At 60.8% G+C, this 21,149-nt stretch carries 14 protein-coding genes; 8 read left to right on the forward strand and 6 right to left on the reverse strand.

What is annotated here, in order from left to right; all coding sequences use genetic code 11:
* From pstA to pstS, 3 genes are all read right to left on the reverse strand, one after another.
* A partial coding sequence (gene pstA, locus B4E36_RS11690) for a phosphate ABC transporter permease PstA (protein ID WP_345900377.1) occupies nt 1–830 on the reverse strand: 830 nt, incomplete at its 3' end.
* 19 nt (nt 831–849) lie between these two features.
* The gene (gene pstC, locus B4E36_RS11695; protein ID WP_292054949.1) at nt 850–1,821 is read right to left on the reverse strand and encodes a phosphate ABC transporter permease subunit PstC; all 972 of its coding nucleotides are present in this window, start codon (nt 1,819–1,821) and stop codon (nt 850–852) included.
* Nucleotides 1,822–1,961: 140 nt separating this feature from the next.
* The gene (gene pstS, locus B4E36_RS11700; protein ID WP_292054947.1) at nt 1,962–2,999 is read right to left on the reverse strand and encodes a phosphate ABC transporter substrate-binding protein PstS; all 1,038 of its coding nucleotides are present in this window, start codon (nt 2,997–2,999) and stop codon (nt 1,962–1,964) included.
* 649 nt (nt 3,000–3,648) lie between these two features.
* Here pstS and B4E36_RS11705 point away from each other — a divergent pair.
* Entirely contained in the window at nt 3,649–9,714 is a 6,066-nt protein-coding gene (locus tag B4E36_RS11705; RefSeq protein WP_345900378.1) for an autotransporter outer membrane beta-barrel domain-containing protein, read from the forward strand.
* Nucleotides 9,715–9,803: 89 nt separating this feature from the next.
* Here the strand turns inward: B4E36_RS11705 and B4E36_RS11710 are convergent, their stop codons facing one another.
* Nucleotides 9,804–10,163, reverse strand: a complete 360-nt coding sequence (locus tag B4E36_RS11710) for a hypothetical protein (protein ID WP_292054942.1) — start codon at nt 10,161–10,163, stop codon at nt 9,804–9,806.
* A gap of 67 nt (nt 10,164–10,230) precedes the next feature.
* Between B4E36_RS11710 and B4E36_RS11715 the strand changes: the two genes are divergently transcribed.
* On the forward strand, nt 10,231–10,662 hold the full coding sequence (locus B4E36_RS11715) for a CoA-binding protein (protein WP_292054939.1): 432 nt from the start codon (nt 10,231–10,233) through the stop codon (nt 10,660–10,662).
* Between the two features lie 3 nt (nt 10,663–10,665).
* Here the strand turns inward: B4E36_RS11715 and B4E36_RS11720 are convergent, their stop codons facing one another.
* Entirely contained in the window at nt 10,666–11,025 is a 360-nt protein-coding gene (locus B4E36_RS11720) for a DUF6455 family protein (RefSeq protein ID WP_292054935.1), read from the reverse strand.
* Between the two features lie 120 nt (nt 11,026–11,145).
* Here B4E36_RS11720 and B4E36_RS11725 point away from each other — a divergent pair, with 120 nt between their 5' ends.
* Nucleotides 11,146–12,429 (forward strand): O-acetylhomoserine aminocarboxypropyltransferase, encoded by a 1,284-nt coding sequence (locus B4E36_RS11725; protein WP_292054933.1) that lies wholly within the window; start codon nt 11,146–11,148, stop codon nt 12,427–12,429.
* Between the two features lie 73 nt (nt 12,430–12,502).
* On the opposite strand, the gene B4E36_RS11730 is transcribed toward B4E36_RS11725, so the two are convergent.
* Nucleotides 12,503–13,603, reverse strand: coding sequence for a GGDEF domain-containing protein (locus B4E36_RS11730; RefSeq protein ID WP_292054931.1), 1,101 nt, complete (start codon nt 13,601–13,603; stop codon nt 12,503–12,505).
* Between the two features lie 374 nt (nt 13,604–13,977).
* Here B4E36_RS11730 and clpP point away from each other — a divergent pair, with 374 nt between their 5' ends.
* From clpP to B4E36_RS11755, 5 genes are all read left to right on the forward strand, one after another.
* Complete coding sequence (clpP, locus tag B4E36_RS11735; RefSeq protein WP_026173677.1) at nt 13,978–14,604, forward strand: ATP-dependent Clp endopeptidase proteolytic subunit ClpP; 627 nt, start codon at nt 13,978–13,980, stop codon at nt 14,602–14,604.
* Between the two features lie 324 nt (nt 14,605–14,928).
* The gene (gene clpX, locus B4E36_RS11740; RefSeq protein ID WP_018066005.1) at nt 14,929–16,209 is read left to right on the forward strand and encodes an ATP-dependent Clp protease ATP-binding subunit ClpX; all 1,281 of its coding nucleotides are present in this window, start codon (nt 14,929–14,931) and stop codon (nt 16,207–16,209) included.
* 251 nt (nt 16,210–16,460) lie between these two features.
* The gene (lon, locus tag B4E36_RS11745; protein WP_292054926.1) at nt 16,461–18,878 is read left to right on the forward strand and encodes an endopeptidase La; all 2,418 of its coding nucleotides are present in this window, start codon (nt 16,461–16,463) and stop codon (nt 18,876–18,878) included.
* A gap of 207 nt (nt 18,879–19,085) precedes the next feature.
* On the forward strand, nt 19,086–19,361 hold the full coding sequence (locus B4E36_RS11750) for an HU family DNA-binding protein (protein WP_018066007.1): 276 nt from the start codon (nt 19,086–19,088) through the stop codon (nt 19,359–19,361).
* Nucleotides 19,362–19,626: 265 nt separating this feature from the next.
* The coding region (locus tag B4E36_RS11755; RefSeq protein ID WP_345900379.1) for a PAS domain S-box protein at nt 19,627–21,149 on the forward strand (1,523 nt) is incomplete at its 3' end.

The raw sequence follows: 21,149 nt of genomic DNA on the forward strand, positions 1-21,149 counted from the left end.
GTCCATGCGAGTTCAATCTGGTTTTCATAAGGCATTGCCGAGAAATTGTAGATCAAGATCGACAATGACGCTGTGGGCTCCGTGAAGCTTCCGATCCAATAATTCGAAAACAGCGCTGTAAACAGCAGCGGGGCCGATTCTCCGGACGCGCCCGCAACCGCCAGCATGACACCGGTCATAACACCGGGAAGCGCCGTCGGCAAAACAATTCTGGTGGCGACCTGCGTTGCATTGCAGCCCATGCCATAGGCTGCGTCCTTCATGCGCTGCGGCACCATCCGGAAGGCCTGTTCGGCGGTCAACAGGATGGTCGGCAGCATCAGGATCGACAGCGAAAGGCCGCCGGCGATCGCCGAATAGGTTTTCATGACAATGACGAGCCAAGCATAGACGAAAACCCCGGACAGGATCGAAGGAAACCCGGTCAACACCTTGCCGACAAACCGGACAGCCGCCGAGAAACGGCTGTTGGGGTTGATCAGGCCGATATAGATGCCGCCTAGAACGCCGATCGGAATGGAGATGACCGAAGCGATCGCAACCATCACAAGCGTGCCGACGATCGCATTGCCGATGCCGCCGCCCTGCTCGAAGGGGGCCGGCGGCAGTTCGGTGAGGATGGACATGCTGATCCGCGCGCCACCGCGGCTGATCAGCATGTAGAGCACCGAGATCAGCGGTACTGCCGCAATGCCGGCAAGGATCCAGAGGATGACGGTCTGGATGAAGTTCATCATCGTGCGCCGCTCGGCGAAGGAGAAGCTCAGATTGGGATCGCCGAGGGCAATCATCTCGGGATTCATCGTTGTCTGATCGGTCGTCGTGGTCATGTTCGGTTTCCCAATGGCCTTACGTTACGGTCTGGCGCGAGGTGTAGCTCATGATGATCGTGCCGATGATATTGACGGCCATGGTGATCACCAGCAGGGCGACGGCGGCATACATCAGCGGGCCGATCTGGTTCGCGCCGGCTTCGGGGAAGGTGGAGGCCAGGAGCGAGGCCAGCGTAGTCGCCGGCGAAAACAGCGAGAGCGAAACCTGCTGCGAGTTGCCGATCAGCATGGCGAGCGCCATGGTCTCGCCGAGCGCGCGGCCGAAGCCGAGTACGAGCGAGGCGAAAATGCCGCCGGAGGCGGTGGGGATGATGACCTTGCGGATCGCTTCCCACTTGGTGGTGCCCATGCCGTAGGCCGCTTCCTGGATCTTCATCGGGATCGCCTTGAAGGCATCCTGGGAGATCGCCGCGACGGTCGGCAGGATCATGATCGACAGCACGATCATGGCCGGGAACATGCCCGGGCCGGCAAGATTGGTGGAAAAGAAAGGAATGAAGGGCAGGGTGTCGTGCAGCCAACTCGCCATCGGGCGGATCGCCGGGATCAGCACATAGATGCCCCAGAGGCCGAAAACGACCGAGGGGATCGCTGCCAGCATTTCGACGATGAGGCGGAACACCCATGCCAGTCGGGCATTGAGGAAGCCCTGCGTCAGAAAGATCGCGACCGCTATGCCGAGGCCGCCGCCGAAGATCAATGCCAGAAACGAGGAATAGAGCGTACCCCAGATCTCAGCCAGAATGCCGTATTCGTTGGTGTTGGGGTTCCATTCCACGGTCGTCAGGAAGCTCAGGCCATATTCGCGCATGGCAGGTGCTGCCTGGCCGCCGATCTTCCAGAAAATATAGGCCAGCAGAACAACGATCAACAGGCCTGCCAGGAATGTCAGGAAGCGGAAGGATTTGTCGTAACCGTACTCGAAAGCGGTCGGCGGGCGCGAAACGCTGCCATCGCTTGGCGGAACGGATTTCGATGTGTCGGCCATCAAGGGGCTCCTGCTGGCGGCGATCGGGTAGCCGCGATCTGACGAATAAAGAACATCAAGGTGCTTGCGCAGTACTGCAATCGGACGAAAGCCGGGGCGCAAACATGTTACGCCCCGGCGATAGCTTGATCAGGCCGAAATCAACCGCCGATTTCTTCGAGCGCCTTCTTGTTGATTTCGATGATGTTTTCCGGCAGCGGGATGTAGCCCAGCTTGTCGGCCATGGTCTGGCCGGTGGTCAGGCCGTAGTTGACCATTTCCTTGAGCGCTGCAACCGTGTCGGCGTCCTGGCCGTCCTTGTAGAACAGCATCCAGGTGAAGGTGGCGATCGGGTAGGCCTGCTCGCCCTTCGGGTCGGTGATGAAGGCGACGTTGTTTGCGTCGAGTTCGGCCGAAGCAAGAGCGGCGGAACCGGCTTCCGGACCAGCCTTCACGAAGTTGCCGGCCTGGTTTTCCAGCATGGCGTAAGGCGTGTTGGTCTGCTGGGCGTAACCATACTCAATGTAGCCAATGGCGCCGGGGGTCTGCTTGACCGTGGCGGTGATGCCCTGGTTGCCCGGAGCGGCAACGAAGTTCGAAGCCTTCGGCCACGGAACGGTCTTGCCGCCGCCGACAGTGCTGTTGAACTCTTCGGAGATGGCAGCAAGGTGGTTGGTGAAGTTGAAGTTGGTGCCCGACGAGTCCGAGCGAACGACAACGGTGATGTTTTCGTCGGGGAGGTCGACGCCTTCATTGGCGGCGGCGATCGCTTCGTCGTTCCACTTGGTGATTTCGCCGAGGAAGATCTTCGGGTAAACGTCGCGCGGCAGCTTCAGTTCGGAAACGCCGTCGAGATTGTAGGCGAGAACGACTTCACCGGCCGTCATCGGCAGCAGAACGACGCCGCCGTTGATCTTGGCGATTTCTTCGTCGTTCATGGCAGCGTCGGAGGCTGCGAAGTCGACAACGCGGTTGGTGAAGTCTTCGATACCGCCGCCGGAGCCCTTGGCCTGGTAGTTGACTTCAATGCCGGTCTTCTGGCCAAAATCCTTAAACCAGGCCGAATAGAGCGGGAAGGGGAAGGAGGCGCCCGAGCCGGTCAGCGACGTGTCGGCGGCGTGAGCGAAAGTGCCGGAGACGGCCATGGCGACGGCAACGGCAGCAACCTTAGCGCCCTTGGAAAAATTTCCGATTTTCATCAGATAGCCCTTTTGAGGTTTGGTTGAAAACGGGAGTGCTATAACAACGAAAGTCATGTAAGCATATATTGTTGTAAAAATTTCATAATTCCCGAAATTTACCGGTTCGTTGTTATTTAATATTCAAATAACTGTCATAAAACTGTCATAAAAGGTCGATTTTCGAGTTTGTTCTGTGTCCGGCTTTCCCCTGGACTGCGCTGGGCGCTTGGCGACATGCCGGACTTGGGCAAAGCCCGGCAAGGCCGCAGCGGACCCACGCGCGGTCAATCAGTTCGCCGTCGCTTTCGTTATGACGGCTTCATGCGACGCCATTTGTCGAAACTGTGGGTTGATCATCGGTTCAGTGTGTAGCAGGATTGCCTTCGCTATCGAGGCTGCGCAGGATCGCTACGCTGCCCTTCAAATATCCCCTAAATTCAATCATTTGATTAAATTCTCCGTGCGCATGCCGTTGATTGCAACCAAGGGTGGTTTTGGGCTTTTGCTGTACAACCCTATGATTGCAGTCTGTTGCAGCTTCGCTACTCTCGGCCTCTTTCCCCTCTGTAAATGTTAGCGACTGCTATCGAACTTGCTTGTGTTTCTGTTCGCTTAATGTCATCTCGCTAAATCAGGAATCAGCTTATTAGCTTTAGTGGGGGACTACATGACATTGTTTGAAGCGAAGGTGCGCGGCGGGCGCATGACCAAGGTCGCGGGTAACGCAGCGAGCTACGCGCCGCGCGCAACCGCATCGGTGCTCGCGCTCAGCATGCTCGCACTGTCGTCCGGAGCCGCCTATTTCGGCACGGGCGCTTCTTCTGCATTTGCGGCGAATGAGTGCGGGGTGGCGAGTGGTCCCAACGCGGTGATCAATTGTACCGACAACGAACCATACGGCATCACCTATAATAACCTGCAGGGTGCGACCGTTACTCTTGATTCTCCTAGCATGAGAATCGGCAATGGCTTCTTGAATACAAGAGGGGTTAGGCTCACCTCGAGCGGCGGTAATACACTGACCCTCAACGCCGACAGCTACGACAGGATTTACTGGCCGGTTGTGCTTCAAGGCGATGGTGCGGTAGCCGCAAACTTTTCCGGCGGCGAGGTGCGGGGTGGGGTCCTCGCGACAGCCAATATTGTCGTCACGCTTGCGGCAGGTGGCACGGCCGATCATATCGGCACGGTCAATCTTGACGGCACGACGGTAAGCATCGGTTCGGCGCTGACCCCCGGGACCAGTGCTGTGATCGTGAACGGCAATGCCGATGGTTCTGTTATGGCGGCCACGATCACCGGTGGTTCATCCGTCAGCATCGGCGGCAACAATGCGTTCGGCGTACGCCTGACGGGTAGCGGCGTGGGCAATACCGGGTCGGTCACCGTCGATGGCGCAAGTCAGATCAGTGCATCCAACAGCGTTAACATCGACATCAGCGATCCGGGTCTTCACAAAGCAACCGCGATCAGCGTCGAAACATCCGGTGCCTCCAGCGTGGGCTATGTGTCCCTTTCGGGCGATGCCGATGTCAGCGCATCGGCCACCAATGCCCTTACACTGGCCGTTGCCACCGGCATTTCCAACACTGCCGGCGACGGCGGCGTCGAAACCATTGTCGACAACGCATCGCTTTCGTCGACCGCGACTTCGCTCCTGACTTCAAACGCTATCGGCATTGACAACCAGAGCACCGGTGGCATGGCAAAGGCCACGGTCAAGGGTGGCGGATCAATCTGGGCCGATGCTGACAGCCTTGTTACCATCGGCAGCGGAATTCAGTCCTGGGCGACTGCGATCCGTAACGTCTCGGATTCCCAGGCTGCGATTGTTTACGTAGGCGAAAGCGCAACGCTTGAAGCCGAAGCCGATAACCTTCTCGGCAACGCGACTGCCTCGGGTATTATCAACGAGGGTGGTCTTGCCGGAATTGTTATTCTGGAAGACGGTACGATTACCGCAACAGGAAGCGCCACCGGCCGCACCGAAGCAACGGGCGTCGCCAACACCGCTGCTGATGGGGTTGCCGGCGTCGGCGGCAGTGCCAGCACGCTGACGGTTGTCGCGACCAGCTCTCTGGGAGAGGCAGTGGCCATCTCGGTCGATAACGTTGCCGTTCTGGGCGATGCCGAAGTCGCTTTCGAGGATGGCAGCCAGGTCAACGCTCTCGCCGATGGCTTGACCAATGCGCAGGCCGTTGCCCTCAATAACGACTCGCAACAAGGCAATGCCTCCGTACGCGTGGATAGCGCAAGCGCCTTGCATACCGAGGCAATTGGCGGCGTAGAGGCGAGTGCCTCCGGTGTTATCAACAGCGCCGGACTTGAGGCGATCGTGATTCTGGATGAAGGTACGGTCACGGCGACGGGAAGTGCGGCGGGCCGCACTGCGGCCACGGCGGTAATCAACACGGCTGCTGATGGTTTCGCCGGCGTCGGCGGCTCCGCCAGCACGCTGACAGCCTCTGCCACCAGCACCGCTGGTCAGGCACTGGCCACCGCCGCCGACAATGTGTCCGTTATGGGTGATGCCGAGGTCATCTTCCAAGATGCCACTGCGGTCAGCGCTACTGCCAATGGCCGGAGCAATGCGCAGGCCTTTGCCATCACCAACGAGTCGCAGCAGGGCGAAGCCGCTGTGCGCGTGGACACCGCCAGCACGGTGGATGCCAACGCCACCAGCACCAACAGCTACGCCGTGGCTACCGCCATCGAGAACCGGGCCGAAACCGAGGCACGTATTCGTATTCGCGGCGGCAGCACGATCACAGCCACGGCGACGGGCGCGGCGAGCGCCGGCCTTGGCGGGTTTGCCGCCAAGTCGACCGGTTTGCTCAACGCCTCGACGGCGGGCGATGCCTCCACCGTCATCGACGATATGTCGGGCGTTTCGGCTCTGGCCAAAGAAGCCGAGGACTCCTCCGCAAACACCAGCGCTCTTGCGGTCAACACCTTCACGTCGCTTGGAGAGGCGCGCACGGTTCTCGACAACGGATCGAAGGCTGATGCCCTGGCCCAAAGCAAGCTTGATGCCACGGCCCTCGCGGTACGCAACTTCTCTTACGATGGCGGCAGCCGGGTTGAACTTGACAATGGCAGCAGCATCAGCGCCAGCGCGAACAGCGTTGCCGGCAGCGCCTCGGCGACCGGGATCATGGCCGTCGGGGTTGGTGGCGACGCCATCGTTCGCCTGCTGGGCGCGAGCGATGTTTCCGTCGACGTCAGCGGCAGCGATGTCTACGCCTATGGCGTGATGAACACCCTGAGCGGGGCCGGCACGGCCGGTGTCGCCATCGATGCGGGCAGCGTGGTCGATGTCGGCACGTTCGACCAGGCGGGAACGACCGCATACGTGACCGGCGTCAGCAACAGCGCCAAGGACCCGCTTGGCATGGCCTACGCTGCGATCAAGGGTCTGGTTTCCGGTACGGCGGATGCGCTCGGCGTTGCCGAAGTCTTTGGCGTCGTCAACGCTGCCTCGGGCGGCGAGGCCGTGATCGAACTCTCGGAATCGGCGGAAGTGATCGCGGAAGGCACGAGCGCGAATGACATCGCCACGGCCGTCGCGGTGGACAACACCAATTCCGCCGGTCTGGCGAAGGGCGTTGTGGCGGGAGCGGGCAGGGTCACTGCCTTTGCCGAAGGCGCGCTCGATACCGATGCGACCGGTTTCAACAACGCTTCAGCCAACGGTAATGCCGCGCTTTACCTTGCCGAAACGGGCAGCGTCAGCGCGACCGGGATCAGCGATACGGCTTCGACCGAGGTCAAGGCGCTCAACAACCTTGCCAATGACGGCGACGCCTATGTCGAACTGCTCGATGCCAGCCTTGCTTCGGCCGAGGCCGATGGCCAAACCGCCACGGCGCGCGCCGTGGCCAACGAAGTGCATGGCGCCGGCGAGGCCTTCCTGAACCTTTCGGCGGGCAGCACGCTGCTTGCAAAGGCGACGGCAAGCGATGATGCAAGGGCGGCGGGTGCGACCAACTTTGCCAACGAAGCCGGCGGAATGGCCACGGCCATGGTGGGTGGCCTGATCGCGGTCGGAGCTGACGGCGACGACGAAGTTGAGGCGGGCGGCGTCTGGAACAGCTCCCGCTTTGGCGATGCCAGAATGGGCGTTCTCGGAACGAGCGACATTAAGGTTGATGTCGTCGGTGCTCTCGCTGGCTCGGCCACCGGGCTGCGCAACGTGACGGGTGAGGGCAAGGCCCGGCTCGTCGTTGACGCGGGCGCTTCGATCGGCGTGTCCGCGATCGGAGAGTTTTATTCAGATGCGATCGGCGCGGAGAACATTGCCGCAGGCGATGGCAATGCCCGTTCCAGCCTGGCCGGCGTGGTCTCGGCATCGGCGAGCAGCGCCAGCGGTGATGCGGAAGCAATAGGCCTCAATACCGAGACAGAGGGCGTGGGCAACGCTGCTGCTGATGTGAAGTCAATGGCTTCGATCACAGCTACGTCGACGGCAGCCAATGGATTTGCAGGTGCGATCGGCGTTGGCAGCGAGGCGTATGGCGCCGGCGATGCCTCTTCCTCGTCCGAAGCCGGATCCTATATCAAGGCCAGTGCAATCGGCGGCTCCGATGGCGCTACGGCTATCGGCATCGGCGCGCTTGCGGACAACGGCAATGCGACCGTCGTAACCGCTAGCGACATCGTTGTGAATGGCAGTTCCACCGGTGATCTCAACGTCGTCGGCGCGCTCGCCCAGGTGAACAATGGCGGTATGGCCAGCCTGACGATGACGGGTGGCTCGATATCCTCGACCGCTTCGGTTCCCGGCGCGGCTGTCGGACTCGGCACATTTACGTTTGGAACGGGCGCAACCTACGCCGTCAATGCTCTTGGCGGTTCCGTTTCTGCCGATATCGGCATCAAGACCAACTCCGAAGCCGGCCAGACCGGCACGGTGATGATCGGCTCCGATGCCTCGATCACTGCTTCCGGCGGCCATGACGGCATGGCGCTTGTCGATCTCGACGGCGCGGTCACCGTGACCACGACCGGCACGGTCGTCGGCACGGCCTGGCTCGGCGCGGGCGATGACACCTTCAATCTGGCCGGCGGTTCCTGGACCGGCGATATCCAGGGCGAAGACGGCAATGATGCCTTCAACTGGACCGGCGGCGCGCTCAACAGCGGCTTCTACGGCGGCGCGGGTAACGACACCGCCTATCTCGGCGGCGGCGCGATCTACGACGGCACCGAGGTGTTTGATGGCGGCGATGGCGTCGATGCGCTGACCTTCGACGGCGTTTCAGCGACGACGGCGGGTTCGCTCATCGCCAATTGGGAAACCTTCAGCCTCGACAACACCATGCTGACGCTGACGGGCGGGGCGATTACCGTCGGTTCGACTTCGGATGCGTCGCAGGGGATCTACCTCAACGGTTCGACGCTTCAGGTCAACGAGAGCACCGTCTTCAACGGCAACATGTTCCTGACTTCCGGCTCGACGCTCTCGTCGGTTGATGGGGCAACGGGCGATGCCATGACGGTGACGGGCAACCTCACCGGCGGCGGTACGCTCGCGATCGATGTCGATCTTGCGAATGCGCTGGGCGACACGCTCACGGTCAACGGCGCCTATCTCGGCGGCGTCACCACGCTTTCGCTGAATGAGCTGTCGACGGGTTACGCCTCGGGCAAGCCGATCAAGATCATCACGCTTGACGGCGGCGAGCAGGGCGCCTTCGTTCTGCCGGGCTACAATGTCTCGGGCGCCTATGCCTACGCTCTGAGCGAGGTCGGCAATCAGTACTTCCTGACGGGCGATTTCTCCAACGCCACGCCGGTCTACGAGGTCTTGCCCGAGCTGATGCTTACGCTGAACCGCCCCGACTCGCTGCAGGATCGCGTCGGCGAGCGCTACTGGAACCTCGGTGATGTCTCCGATCCGGGCTATGTCTGGGCCGATTTCACCGGCGGCCGCGAGCATTATGACGGTAGCGAAGGGACGTTGAACGCCTCGTACAATGCCGACATCTACCGGCTTCGCATGGGCGTTGATGGCCAATTCGGCGAAACCGAGAGCGGCTTTGTGGTTGGCGGTCTGGTCTTCCAGTATGCCAATGCCAATGCTGACGTCAGCTCCCGCGTTGGCGGCGGCGATGTCGTCAGCCAGCTGTTTGGCCTCGGGGCGACGATGACCTGGTATGGCAATAACGGCTTCTACGTCGATGGTCAGGCGTTCGGCAATGTCATCAACAATGACCTCACGATCGCCGGAACGTCTACGCTCAGCATGCAGCAGTCCTATGGCTACTCGCTGTCGGCTGAGACGGGTTACCGCTTCGACGTGGCGCCGGGCTGGGCGATGACCCCGCAGGCGCAGCTCACCTGGGGCTCGGTCAACTTTGATGATTTCACCGGCGTCTACAATGAAGACGTATCGCTGGTGAATGGCGACAGCCTCGCGGCGCGCATGGGTCTGCAGACCGATTACCGCACCAGCTGGACCACCGCGACGGGTGAAGCCCGCAGCGCTTCGCTCCACGGTATTGCCAACGTCTATTACGACTTCACCAACGACCCGAGCGAAGTCTGGGTCTCGGGCGTCAACATGTCGACCGACGATGGCGACTGGACCGGCGAGATCGGTATTGGCGGCAGCTATACCTGGCTCAATGGCAAGCTCGGCATCAATGGCGACGTGACGGCATCGACCGGGCTGGAGAACTTCGGCGACAGCTACGGCCTCACCGGCAAGGTCCGCTTCCAGATGCAGTGGTAAGCGGCTGACCTTTTCCAAAACAGAACCCCCGGAACCTATCGGTTCCGGGGGTTTTTCGTTTAGCTCGTCCAAAAACGATTTGAGTCGGCTCAGTTGTCGTCCATGCAGCCGAACATGTCAAAGCCCAGAATGCCGTTGTCGCACTCGGGCGGTCCGGGCTTGCACGACAGCGTCGGACAGGCATTGGTGTCCTTGGTCGGGACCACGCGCTGGACCGCATGGCCCAGTTCCGCGAAGCAGACGGCGGGGCTGTCGACATAGCGGTCATAGAGGATGCGGCCATTGCCGTTGGGCGAGGGATAGCGCAGGATTGCCGCGCCCTGCTGGCGCAGGATAGACTGAACCTGATTGCAGGTCATATCCTGAATGTCGTATCGGTTTATCGGTTCCTGCGCGCCCGCTATCCCGACTGAGGCCAGAAGCATACCGGCCGCGATGAAAGTTTTCATGAACTCCAAACCCGCAAGGGCCTCCCTGATTGTCTTGATAACCCGCATCTAGAGGAATTGTTTCATCATGGTACAACTTAAAATGGACGATTCAATTATTATCGATGTCCTGAAGTCGGTGCGACGCATCGCCCTCGTCGGCGCGTCCCCCAAGCCGGAGCGGCCCAGCCATCGGGTGATGGGTTTTCTGATGTCCAAGGGCTATGAGGTCGTGCCGGTCAATCCGGGGCTTGTGGGCAAGACGATCCACGGCGAAACCGTCTATGGCAACCTCACTGATATTCCCAGCGCAATCGACATGGTCGATATCTTCCGCGCCTCGGCTTTTGTCGGCGGCGTGGTGGATGAGGCGCTGACGCTCTCGCCGCTGCCGCGGGTCATCTGGATGCAACTCGATATCCGTGACGATGCCGCTGCCGAGCGAGCGCGGGCGCGTGGTCTGACCGTCATCATGGACAGGTGCCCGGCAATCGAATATCCGCGTCTGATCGGCGCCTGACGGTCAGCCGTCCTCGCGCAGCATCTCCGGGTCCGCGCGCATCTCGTTCAGCAAAGCCTCGTTGTCGCAATAGTCGCGGAAGTTTTCCGCGGCGGTATTGCTTGCGAGATCGGCGCGGCAGCGGTCCTTGTCGCGGCAGCCGGCGCAATTGGCCTCCATGCCGTAATAGAGCCGACGATACTGGAATTCCGCCTCGACCGGGTCGATGTTGAGCGCCTTCATCATTTCGGTCATTTCCGCGGCGTCGCGCGGCTCGGCGAAGGCGAACTGCGCCGTGGAGATCGCGGGGAAGATCGTATTTGCGCGATGCCGCCCGTGTGCGCCACTATCGGTTCCCGCAAGGCCTTCAATCAAAAAATCCATTGCTGTTCTCCGCGTTGTCGACAGCGATACTGACACCTGTATAAAAGACAGCATTGATCCCGATCAAAAAAGCCGGAGGGGTGCTTTCGGCCGGGGCAGAACACAGGGAAGGAACTGATCATGGAAAACCGGGAACCGGGATTTTCGACGCTCTCGATCCACGCAGGCGCCGCGCCGGACAGCGCAACGAATGCGCGGGCGACGCCGATCTACCAGACGACCTCGTTCGTCTTCAATGATTCCGATCACGCCGCGGCGCTGTTCGGGCTCAGGGAATTCGGCAATATCTATACCCGCATCATGAACCCGACCACGGCCGTGCTGGAAGAGCGCGTCGCAGCGCTTGAAGGCGGTTCGGCGGCGCTCGCGGTTGCCTCCGGCCACGCCGCCCAGCTCCTGACCTTCCACATGCTGATGCAGCCCGGCGACAATTTCGTCGCGGCGCGTCGTCTCTATGGCGGTTCGATCAACCAGTTCGGCCATTCCTTCGAGAATTTCGGCTGGCAGGTGCGCTGGGCCGATTCCGGCGATCTCGACAGCTTCGCCTCCCAGATCGACGATCGCACCAAGGCGATCTTCATCGAAAGCCTTGCCAATCCGGGCGGCACCTTCGTCGATATCGAGGCGATCGCCAAGGTCGCCCATGACCATGGCCTGCCGCTGATCGTCGACAACACCATGGCGACGCCCTATCTGGTGCGCCCGCTTGCCCATGGTGCGGATATCGTCGTGCATTCGCTGACCAAGTTCCTTGGCGGCCACGGCAACTCCATGGGCGGCATCCTGGTTGATGGCGGGACGTTCGACTGGTCGAAATCCGGCAAGTATCCGATGCTGTCGGAGCCGCGCAGCGAATATGGCGGTCTGGTGATCCACGAAGCCTTCGGCAACCTTGCCTTCGCGCTCGGCGCCCGCGTGTTGAGCCTGCGCGACCTTGGCCCCGCGATCTCGCCGTTCAACGCGTTCATGATCGCGACCGGCATCGAAACCCTGCCGCTGCGCATGCAGCGCCATTGCGACAATGCGCTCGCCGTCGCCAAATGGCTGAAGCATTCGGACAAGGTGGCATGGGTCGGCTATTGCGGGCTGGAGGACGATCCCAATCACGCGCTTCAGCAGCGTTACGCGCCGAAGGGGGCGGGGGCCGTCTTCACCTTCGGCCTGAAGGGCGGCTACGAGGCCGGAAAGACCTTTGTCGGCGGGCTCGAACTGTTCTCGCATCTGGCCAATATCGGCGACACCAAATCACTGGTTATCCACCCCGCATCCACAACCCATGCACAGCTTACGCCGGAGCAGCAGGTTGCCGCCGGCGCGGGTCCGGATGTGGTGCGGTTGTCGATCGGCATCGAGGATGTCAATGACATCATCGCCGATCTCGAACAGGCTCTGAGCAAGATCTGACGCGGTGCGCGTGACGGGCGGTGCTGAGGCGCCGCCCGTGACCAAGCCTGAATATTAAGGCAGCCTGCCGCCGCTAAACGGCCAGCGCGACCTCACGATCGGCGGATTTTGCGGGTTGCGGCATGGGGCCGTCGTAGAACACGATGCGATTGCGTCCGTCGCCCTTGGCCTGGTAGAGCGCGCGGTCGGCCTCGCTGAGCATGGATTCGATATTGCCGATGCGGCCGCGCATCAGCGTGACGCCGATGCTGACGGTCATCTTCAACTCGTGACCGTCCTCGTGAAACGTGGTGGCTTCCAGCGTCGATCTGATCCGCTCCGCGATCTGGCCGGCGGTGTTTCGATCGGTCACCCGCGTGAAGATCGCGAACTCTTCCCCACCCGTCCGGCCGAATATGTCCCTTTCACGCAGGCATTGGCGCACCACGTGCGTGAAGTTTACCAAGGCCCTGTCACCCGCATTATGGCCGTGAACGTCGTTGATGCTCTTGAAGTCATCGAGATCGAGAGAGAAAAACGCGAACTGGTCCGATTTGGCGGAGCGCTGGGACATTTTCTCGATTTCATCGACGACGCCGCGCCGGTTCAGGACGCCGGTGAGCGGATCGCTGAAGGCGAGGTCGCGCAGGTCGCGTTCCAGCCGCTCGACCGTCAGCCAAACGGCGAGGAAGCCTTTCAGGGAGAACAGCACGAAACCGGTTATCAGTGCGATCGAGGTGGTCGCGCTACCAAGCGAAGGCGGCTCTTCCTGCAGATTGTAGGCGCTGAGCAAGGCAAGGCAGGTAAGGGCTTCAATGACGAAGATCGCCATCAGCGACTGGCGAAACGGCCCTTTGAGCGCATGCAGGTTTTTTGCCATGAAATAGAAGCCGTAGATCGCGACCGTAAAGGCCGCGATGTAGAAACTGGCGACATTGGCAACGCTATCAAATCCGGCAAGCCTGCTGACGACCACGGCAGCGAACCAGAGCGCGACGATCACCGACGTGAAGGCGGCGGGCCGGTCTTCGCCGCAAAGGCTGAGAAGCCCCGCGGTCGAAAGCGCGCGGGCGCCGATGAGACCTGTGAACGCTATCATTCCGATCAGACGCAAGTCGTCCCGGCCGGCAACCGTAAGGAGCGCGAGGCCGATCCCCTGGGCGAGCAGAGCGAACACCCAGTAAAGCACATACATACGTGTCCGATTCCGCAACCAGAGAGGAAGCAGAAAGGCGGCCAGAAGCAAGCTGTCCGCTGACCAGGCTATGACTGCGGTCAGGTTATAGGGCAAATCGAAATCCCGAATATCTGCAATGCGGGACCTGAGCATAGCGGGGGTGCAACCCATCCTCCAGATATGCCCTGACCCATTTTTGGTGCTAAACGATTTAATGCGATAGTTTGTGAAGTTTTACACAATTGAAACGGGAACAAAAGAACCTTCGCCGCTGAAAACCTGTCGCGCCGGAAGCAAACCATCTCTTGAAGTGACAAGGTGTGGCACTCTATGTAGGGGAGGACGAAAAGATTCGAATGAGACCGGCGGCGATCAGCGCCCGAAGGAAAGCCATGACAAATCCCGTAGACACCGCGATGGCCCTCGTACCCATGGTCGTGGAGCAGACCAATCGCGGCGAACGATCCTATGACATCTATTCGCGCCTCCTGAAGGAGCGGATCATCTTCCTGACCGGCCCGGTCGAGGACCATCTGGCGTCGCTCATCTGCGCCCAGCTCCTGTTCCTCGAAGCGGAAAACCCGAAGAAGGAAATCGCGCTCTACATCAACTCGCCGGGCGGCGTAGTGACGGCGGGCATGGCGATCTACGATACCATGCAGTTCATCCGTCCGGCCGTGTCGACGCTTTGCGTCGGCCAGGCAGCGTCCATGGGCTCGCTGCTGCTGGCCGCCGGCGAAAAGGGCATGCGCTTTGCCACGCCGAATGCGCGCATCATGGTTCACCAGCCCTCGGGCGGGTTTCAGGGCCAGGCATCCGACATCGAGCGCCACGCCCGCGACATCATCAAGATGAAGCGCAAGCTCAACGAGGTCTATGTCCGGCACTGCGGCAAGACCTACGAGGAAGTTGAAACCACGCTCGATCGTGACCATTTCATGGACGCGGGCGAAGCGCAGGACTGGGGTCTGATCGACAAGGTCATGACCTCGCGCAGCGAAATCGAAGGCGCGAACTGAGCATCGGCTCCATTCGGTCGATATTATCGGATGGCCGCCTTTGACGGGGCCCGGCGATGTCGCAGAGTTGCAATCGCGATATGCAAATCGCGCCGGTCGACGCTTTTGGGGTTTTATCCGCCGTTGAAGCCGTTAATAGTATGGCAAACCGAAGCTGTTACGACTTCGTAGTGCGTAACAGGGCCGGGCTTGACGGCATGGCCTGGAAGCGGGCATGACCCGTCGTGTTGTTGCCCTTTTGTTTTGCGAGCGTTCTTCAGGGCGGCAGAAAGCGAATATGATAGTGGCCGTTCAAGGCGGGCGGCTTACTGGAAGGAAGTGATAATGAGCAAAGTCGGCGGTAACAATGGCGGTGACTCGAAGAACACGCTCTATTGTTCCTTTTGCGGAAAGAGTCAGCACGAAGTCCGTAAGCTGATCGCTGGCCCGACGGTTTTCATCTGCGATGAATGCGTCGAGCTGTGCATGGACATCATCCGCGAGGAAAACAAGACCTCGATGGTGAAGTCGAGCGACGGCGTGCCCACGCCGCAGGAGATCATGGAGGTTCTGGACGAGTATGTGATCGGACAGAACCACGCCAAGCGCATTCTGTCGGTGGCGGTCCACAACCACTACAAGCGGCTGGCCCATGCCTCCAAGGGCGGTGGCGAGATCGAGCTTTCCAAGTCCAACATCCTGCTGGTCGGCCCGACCGGCTGCGGCAAGACCTATCTTGCCCAGACGCTCGCCCGCATCATCGACGTGCCGTTCACCATGGCGGATGCGACGACGCTGACGGAAGCCGGCTATGTCGGCGAGGATGTCGAAAACATCATCCTGAAGCTGCTGCAGTCGGCCGATTACAATGTCGAGCGCGCCCAGCGCGGCATCGTCTATATCGACGAGGTCGACAAGATTTCGCGCAAGTCCGACAACCCCTCGATCACCCGCGACGTGTCGGGCGAGGGCGTTCAGCAGGCGCTCTTGAAGATCATGGAAGGCACGGTTGCCTCCGTGCCGCCGCAGGGCGGGCGCAAGCATCCGCAGCAGGAGTTCCTGCAGGTCGACACCACCAACATCCTGTTCCTGTGCGGCGGCGCGTTCGCTGGCCTCGACAAGGTCATCTCGGCGCGCGGCGAGCGCACCTCGATCGGCTTCGGCGCATCGGTCAAGGCCGCCGATGACCGCCGCGTCGGCGATGTGCTGCGCGAACTGGAGCCGGAAGACCTGGTCAAGTTCGGGCTGATCCCCGAATTCATCGGTCGTCTGCCGGTGATCGCCACGCTGGAAGACCTTGATGAGGCGGCGCTGATGCAGATCCTGACCGAGCCGAAGAATGCTCTGGTCAAGCAGTATCAGCGGCTGTTCGAAATGGAGGATGTCGAGCTGACATTCCACGAGGACGCGCTGCTCGCCATTGCGCGCCGCGCGATCGAACGCAAGACCGGCGCGCGCGGCCTGCGCTCGATCATGGAGAAGATCCTGCTCGACACCATGTTCGAACTGCCGGCCATGAAGGGCGTTCGGGAAGTGGTGATCTCGGACGAGGTGGTCGAAGGAACGGCGCAGCCGCTCTACATCTATGAGAATCGCTCGGGCGACAAGGCCAATGCCTCGGCCTGAGGCAGGCATACTCTGACTATATCTGGCGCGGGCAGGGCGGTTTCATCGTCCTGCCCGCGTCGTTTCAGGGCGCATCCGGCACGAAACGGCGCGGATTGCCGGTTTGTTCCGCCGAATTCGCGGTACAGCTTGAAATCGATCTTTCAAAGCGCCACTTGTTCCGCAACAATTGAGAAGAAATCAACGGGTTGCTCCCAACGACCCGTCAATACTGCCCGGTCTTCCTCCGGGCGGTCGGAAAGGAAAAAGACATGACGCAGAACGCGCCAGCAGCGGAAGCCGCCGCTTATCCCGTGTTGCCCTTGCGTGACATCGTGGTTTTCCCCCACATGATCGTTCCGCTGTTCGTCGGCCGCGAGAAGTCCATCCGCGCGCTGGAAGAAGTGATGAACGCCGATCGCCAGATCATGCTCGTCACCCAGATCAATGCCGGCGATGACGATCCGGAACCCGATGCGCTCTATCGCATCGGCACCATCGCCAACGTCCTGCAATTGCTGAAACTGCCCGACGGAACCGTCAAGGTTCTGGTCGAGGGCAAGGCGCGTGCGCAGATCGACGATGTCCGTCTGGAGAACGACTTCTACGAAGCCAATGCCAGCGTGCTGGCCGAGCCGGAAGAAGACGCGGTCGAAATCGAGGCATTGTCGCGCTCGGTGGTTTCCGAGTTCGAGAACTATGTGAAGCTGAACAAGAAGGTTTCGCCCGAGGTTGTCGGCGCCGCCGGCCAGATCGAGGACTACTCGAAGCTTGCCGACACGGTGGCCTCGCATCTCGCGATCAAGCTGACCGAGAAGCAGGAAATGCTGGAAACCACCAGCGTCAAGAGCCGCCTGGAAAAGGCGCTCGGCTTCATGGAAGGCGAAATCTCCGTCCTTCAGGTCGAAAAACGCATCCGTACCCGCGTCAAGCGGCAGATGGAGAAGACCCAGCGCGAGTATTATCTGAATGAGCAGATGAAGGCCATTCAGAAGGAACTCGGCGAGGGCGAGGACGGCCGCGACGAAATGGCCGAGCTCGAAGAGCGCATCAAGAACACCAAGCTCTCCAAGGAGGCCCGTGAAAAGGCCGACGCGGAGATGAAGAAGCTGCGCAATATGAGCCCGATGTCGGCCGAATCGACCGTGGTTCGCAATTACCTCGACTGGCTGACCGGTCTGCCCTGGAACTCGAAGTCGAAGATCAAGCGTGATCTGAAGGCGGCCGAAAAGGTGCTGGAGGAAGATCACTTCGGTCTGGAAAAGGTCAAGGAACGCGTTGTCGAGTATCTCGCCGTGCAGGCGCGCGCCAAGAAACTCAAGGGCCCGATCCTGTGCCTCGTCGGCCCGCCCGGCGTGGGCAAGACCTCGCTCGCCCAGTCGATCGCCAAGGCTACCGGCCGCGAATATGTGCGCATGGCGCTTGGCGGCGTGCGTGACGAGGCCGAAATTCGCGGTCACCGCAGGACCTATATCGGTTCGATGCCCGGCAAGATCGTTCAGTCGATGAAGAAGGTCGGAAAGAGCAATCCGCTGTTCCTGCTTGATGAAATCGACAAGATGGGCGCCGATTTCCGCGGCGATCCGTCGTCGGCCCTGCTCGAGGTGCTGGATCCGGAACAGAACGCGACGTTCATGGACCACTATCTTGAGGTCGAATACGATCTGTCGAACGTGATGTTCATCACCACGGCGAACACGCTCGATATTCCGGGCCCGCTGATGGACCGTATGGAGATCATCCGCATCGCCGGTTACACCGAGGACGAGAAGCTGGAGATCGCCCGTCGTCACCTTCTGCCGAAGGCGATCCGCGAGCATGCGCTCAAGCCCGAGGAGTTCTCGGTCGATGACGGCGCGCTGACCCGTACGATCCAGCAGTATACCCGCGAGGCGGGCGTGCGCAGCCTTGAGCGCGAGCTGATGAAGCTCGCCCGCAAGGCCGTGACCGAAATCGTCAAGGGCGACAAGACCGAGGTCCATATCACCGCAGACAATCTACCCGATTATCTCGGCGTTCAGCGCTATCGCCACGGCGAGGCGGAAGGCGACGATCAGGTCGGCATTGTCACCGGCCTGGCGTGGACCGAAGTCGGCGGCGAGTTGCTGACGATCGAGGGCGTGATGATGCCGGGTAAGGGTCGCATGACCGTTACCGGCAATCTGCGTGACGTGATGAAGGAATCGATTTCGGCAGCGGCATCCTATGTCCGCTCGCGCGCCGTCGACTTCGGAATCAAGCCACCTATGTTCGAGAAGTACGACATTCACGTCCACGTTCCGGAAGGCGCCACACCCAAGGACGGTCCGTCTGCCGGCGTCGCCATGGCCACGGCCATCGTGTCGGTCATGACCGGAATTCCGATCCACAAGAACGTGGCGATGACGGGCGAGATCACGCTGCGCGGTCGGGTTCTGCCGATCGGCGGGCTGAAGGAAAAGCTGCTTGCGGCACTGCGCGCCGGCATCACCAAGGTGCTGATCCCGGAAGAGAACGCCAAGGACCTGCCGGACATCCCGGACAACGTCAAGAACGGTCTCGAAATCGTGCCGGTATCGCGCATGGGCGAGGTGCTTCAGCACGCCTTGCTGGAGGTTCCGAAGCCCATCGAGTGGGACCCGGAAGCTGATCCGGTCGCGATTTCGAGCGATGAATCGGAAGGCGACTCGGTCAAATCAGTGGCCCATTGAGGTCGAACAATTGCCACTTTTCACGGGCTCCTGTGGAAAAGGGGCGCAGGAGGCCGGTTTTCAACCGGCCTTTTGCGTGCAAAATGCCCCAAACCCCTTGCAATTCCCTGCCACGCAAGGCTTTTGAATTGCAGCGGGCTTTGGTGGAGTGTAACTAAACCCCTGAGACAAGACCTCGTTTCGAACCATTTGAGAAAGGGTGGAAACATGAACAAGAGTGAACTCGTAGCATCCGTAGCTGAAAAGGCTGGCCTGTCGAAGACCGACGCGGCCTCCGCTGTAGACGCTGTATTCGACGCCGTTCAGGGCGAACTGAAGAATGGCGGCGAAGTCCGTCTCGCCGGCTTCGGCGCCTTCACGGTATCCCACAGCGCCGCGCGCAAGGGGCGCAACCCTTCGACCGGCGCCGAAGTTGATATCCCGGCGCGCAACGTTCCGAAGTTCACGGCCGGCAAGGGCCTCAAGGAAGCTTGCAACTCCTGATCTCGCTGTTAGGCGAAAAACCCGGAGCCTCGCGTTCCGGGTTTTTTTATATGTAGTTTAGTTAGTATAAACTTACATATTGCGGCAGCGTTCATCGCCGTTTGGTCCGGTCAGACCTTGCCTGGTTGAAAAATTTGCTTTGCGCTTCATATCATGAAGCGAGGCCGTAGATGTCCGGGCCTCGGCCTGGACGTGTTACGGGGAACGTTTTTCATGCTATGCTAAAATGTCATAGAGTATCTTACCGGTATCAGGACGAGCGCCATTGAATAGCCCCCTGAAGCCAAATGCGGAGGAGAAGCGTCTCGCGGCGCTGCGCAAGCTCGAGGTGATCGACACGCAGCCGGAGGCGGAGTTCGATGCGCTCGCCAGGGCGGCGGCACTGGTTTGTGGCACGCCCGTATCCCTGATTTCGCTGATCGACAGGGATCGTCAGTGGTTCAAGGCGAATGTCGGCCTCGAAGGTCTGGTGGAGACCGAGCGGCGCCTGTCGTTCTGCACCCACGCAATCGAAGGCGAGGGGCTTCTCGAGGTTGGCGATGCCCGCAAGGATGAGCGCTTCGCGGCAAACCCCTTCGTTACCGGAAATCCGGGAATACGCTTTTACGCCGGCGTGCCCCTCAAGCTGTCCGGCGGTGAGAATGTCGGCTCTCTCTGCGTCATCGATATGGAAGCGCGCAGCCTTTCCGACGAGCAGCGGCAGATTCTGAGCCATCTTGCGGAAGCGACGGCCAGGGCGCTGGAGATGCGCCGGGCTTTCCTGCACGAAAATGAATTGCTGGCCGCCGCGGCCGAGACGCAATCGATCCTGCAGAACAGCGAGGACGCGATCGTCACCATGGATATGGGCGGCCGAATCACCCGGTGGAACAGGGCCGCCGAGCGCATGTTCGGCTATGCGGCTGATGAGGCCCTGGGCGCTTCGGCCGGCATCATGGCGGGCGACGATACAGCCGCATACGACCCGTATTCGCGGCTGAGGGAACTCGGCAATGCCCGCACGATCCGCACGGAACGCAGGCACAGGGACGGGTCGGCCATTCCGGTCTCCGTGTCGATCGGTCCGGTGGTTTCCGAAGACGGCGATATTGTGGGCGCCACCGAAATCATCCGCGATATTTCCGATATCCTGGCGACGCAGAACGAGCTGTCACAGGCGGAGCAGCGGCTGCGCCGGCTCTATCAGTCCACGCCGGCGATGCTTCACGCGCTTGATCCCGACGGCCGGCTCTTGAGCGTCAGCGACCGCTGGCTGGAGGTGATGGGCTATTGCCGGGAGGACGTGCTCGGCCGGCCTCTCGCGGATTTCATGCCGGGGTCATCAGCGCGGCGTTTCCGCACCGAATTGCTGCCGGCGCTTGCGAGCGAAGGATACTACGAGGATGTCGAGGCGCAGATGACCACCCGTTCCGGCGCGGTGATCGAGGTGCTGCTTTCGGCCGTGATCGAGCGCGGGGCATCAGGAGAGGTGCTGCGGTCAATCGGCATTGTCGAGAACGTCACCTATCGCCGTCAGATCGAAATGGCTCTGCGGGCCGAAAGACGCAGGCTCGGCCAGATCATCGAGGGCACGGGTGCCGGCACCTGGGAGTGGAACGTCATCACCGGCGAAAACCGTGTGAATGACGAATGGGCGGCCATGCTCGGCTATTCGCTAGAGGAGCTCGCTCCGGTCACGATCGACGCCTTCCGGGACCGGATTCATCCCGATGACCGACCTCTGCTCGACGCCCGGATTGACGCGCATTTCAGCGGCGAGACCGATAATTACGAAGCCGAGCTGCGCGT

The organism is Martelella sp. UBA3392 (assembly GCF_002358775.1).
GTDB lineage: Bacteria > Pseudomonadota > Alphaproteobacteria > Rhizobiales > Rhizobiaceae > Martelella > Martelella mediterranea.

Excerpts from the sequence above, each read along its gene's own strand:
- B4E36_RS11725 (WP_292054933.1), top strand. The coding sequence starts at position 11,146 with ATGGAAAACCGGGAACCGGGATTTTCGACGCTCTCGATCCACGCAGGC.
- B4E36_RS11710 (WP_292054942.1), bottom strand. The coding sequence starts at position 10,163 with ATGAAAACTTTCATCGCGGCCGGTATGCTTCTGGCCTCAGTCGGGATA.
- B4E36_RS11750 (WP_018066007.1), top strand. The coding sequence starts at position 19,086 with ATGAACAAGAGTGAACTCGTAGCATCCGTAGCTGAAAAGGCTGGCCTG.
- B4E36_RS11705 (WP_345900378.1), top strand. The coding sequence starts at position 3,649 with ATGACATTGTTTGAAGCGAAGGTGCGCGGCGGGCGCATGACCAAGGTC.
- B4E36_RS11715 (WP_292054939.1), top strand. The coding sequence starts at position 10,231 with ATGGTACAACTTAAAATGGACGATTCAATTATTATCGATGTCCTGAAG.
- B4E36_RS11730 (WP_292054931.1), bottom strand. The coding sequence starts at position 13,603 with ATGTATGTGCTTTACTGGGTGTTCGCTCTGCTCGCCCAGGGGATCGGC.
- clpP (WP_026173677.1), top strand. The coding sequence starts at position 13,978 with ATGACAAATCCCGTAGACACCGCGATGGCCCTCGTACCCATGGTCGTG.
- clpX (WP_018066005.1), top strand. The coding sequence starts at position 14,929 with ATGAGCAAAGTCGGCGGTAACAATGGCGGTGACTCGAAGAACACGCTC.
- lon (WP_292054926.1), top strand. The coding sequence starts at position 16,461 with ATGACGCAGAACGCGCCAGCAGCGGAAGCCGCCGCTTATCCCGTGTTG.
- pstC (WP_292054949.1), bottom strand. The coding sequence starts at position 1,821 with ATGGCCGACACATCGAAATCCGTTCCGCCAAGCGATGGCAGCGTTTCG.
- B4E36_RS11720 (WP_292054935.1), bottom strand. The coding sequence starts at position 11,025 with ATGGATTTTTTGATTGAAGGCCTTGCGGGAACCGATAGTGGCGCACAC.
- pstS (WP_292054947.1), bottom strand. The coding sequence starts at position 2,999 with ATGAAAATCGGAAATTTTTCCAAGGGCGCTAAGGTTGCTGCCGTTGCC.